This is a genomic window from Cellulomonas septica (genome assembly GCF_012396155.1).
GTDB lineage: Bacteria > Actinomycetota > Actinomycetes > Actinomycetales > Cellulomonadaceae > Cellulomonas > Cellulomonas septica.
This window is the reverse complement of sequence record NZ_JAAXOY010000660.1, coordinates 1-1,967: the sequence shown is the minus strand read 5'-3', so window position 1 is coordinate 1,967 and position 1,967 is coordinate 1. Positions and strand designations below refer to the sequence as shown.

2 protein-coding genes are annotated in these 1,967 nt (G+C 74.5%); one reads left to right on the top strand and one right to left on the bottom strand.

All coding sequences use genetic code 11. The annotated features are described in order from the left end of the window. On the top strand, window positions 1-914 hold a 914-nt coding region (locus HGA02_RS17835; RefSeq protein ID WP_168680585.1), incomplete at its 5' end, for a molybdopterin-dependent oxidoreductase. Window positions 915-1,000: 86 nt separating this feature from the next. On the opposite strand, the gene HGA02_RS17830 is transcribed toward HGA02_RS17835, so the two are convergent. Next, a partial coding sequence (locus HGA02_RS17830) for a diflavin oxidoreductase (RefSeq protein WP_425483079.1) occupies window positions 1,001-1,967 on the bottom strand: 967 nt, incomplete at its 5' end.

Here is a 1,967-nt window from a genome sequence, read left to right as displayed (position 1 = left end):
CGCCCGTGCCGGCGGACGTGCAGGTCGACGTCGCGGGGGTCGGGCCGTGGCGGACGCCCGCGGGCGAGTTCTACCGGATCGACACCGCGCTCGTCGTGCCGCAGGTCGACCCCGAGACGTGGGTGCTGCGCGTGCACGGGCTCGTCGAGCAGGAGGTCGAGCTCACGTGGGCCGAGCTGCTCGACTCCGACCTCGTCGAGGCGTGGGTGACGCTCGCGTGCGTGTCCAACCCGGTCGGCGGCGACCTGATCGGCAACCAGCGCTGGCTCGGGCTGCCGATCCGCGAGGTGCTCGCGCGCGCCCGTCCGACGACGGACGCCGACATGGTGCTCTCGCGCAGCGCCGACGGGTTCACCGCGTCGACGCCGCTCGAGGTGCTGACCGACGACCGCGACGCGCTGCTCGCGATCGCGATGGACGGCGAGCCGCTGCCGCCCGAGCACGGGTTCCCCGTCCGCATGGTCGTGCCGGGGCTGTACGGGTACGTGTCGGCGACGAAGTGGGTCGTCGACCTCGAGGTCACGCGGTTCGACGCCGCGACCGCGTACTGGACGGACCGCGGCTGGTCGGAGCGCGGGCCGGTCAAGACGCAGTCGCGCATCGAGGTGCCGCGGCCGTCCGCGCAGGTCGACGCCGGCGACGTCGTCGTCGCGGGGACGGCGTGGGCGCAGCACCGCGGGATCGTGCGCGTGCAGGTCCGGGTCGACGACAGCGACTGGCAGGACGCCGAGCTCGCGGGCGACGGCGGCGTCGACTCGTGGCGGCAGTGGCGCTGGACCTGGCCCGCCGAACCGGGCGAGCACCAGCTGTTCGTCCGCGCGTTCGACCCCGACGGCCCGCAGACCGGCGCGCAGCAGGGCGAGATCCCCGACGGCGCGACGGGCTACGACTCCGTCCGCGTCTCGGTCGCCTGACACGCCCTCCGGCGTCAGGACACCTGTCGGTGTGCACGGGTCTCGTGCGTACAGGTCTCGGCCTGTCGGGCTCGGCGCGGCGGTCGTCAGTAGACGTCGCGTGCGTACCGGCGCTCGGACGACAGGCGCTTGACGTAGGCGGCCGCGTCGTCGGCGTCGAGGCCGCCGTGCACGGACACGACCTCGCGCAGCGCGGTGTCGACGTCCTTCGCCATGCGTGACGCGTCGCCGCACACGTAGACGTGCGCGCCGCGCTCGAGCCACGCCCACAGCTGCGGCCCGTGCTCGCGCATGCGGTCCTGCACGTAGACCTTCGACCGCTGGTCGCGCGAGAAGGCCGTGTCGAGCCGCGTGAGCAGGCCGTCGGCGCGCAGCGCGTCGAGCTCGTCGCGGTAGTAGAAGTCGGTCGCAGCGTGCTGCTCGCCGAAGAACAGCCAGTTGTCGCCCGTGTGCCCGAGCGCGCGCCGCTCCTGCAGGAACCCGAGGAACGGTGCGACGCCCGTGCCCGGGCCGACCATCACCATCGGCGTGGCCGGGTCGGCCGGCGGGTGGAAGTGCGTCGACGGCTGGACGTACGCGGACACCGACAGGTCCGGGCCGGCGTCGGCGAGGAACGTCGAGCACACCCCGCCCCGGGCCGCGCCGGACGGCCCCTCGTACCGGACGACGGACATCGTCAGGCGGATGCGGTGCGGGTCGACGAGCGGCGACGACGAGATCGAGTACTGCCGGGGCTGGAGGCGGCGCAGCACGTCCGCCCACTCCTGGGCCGTCGCGTCGACGCGCAGCTCCGCGACGACGTCCACCGCCTGCCGTCCCCACAGCCACTTCGCGAGGTCGTTGCGGTTCTCGGAGCGCAGCAGGCGGCGCAGCCGCTCGCTGCCGGACCGCTCGTGCACGAACCGCAGGAGGTCCTGCGACGGGCGCGTGGCGTCGAGCTCGTCGCGCAGCGCGACCGCGAACGGGACGGTGCCGACGCCCTCGACGCGGACCGGCGCGTCGGCGGCCACGCCCGTCGCGGCGAGCCACTCCTCGACCACCGACGCCGCGTTG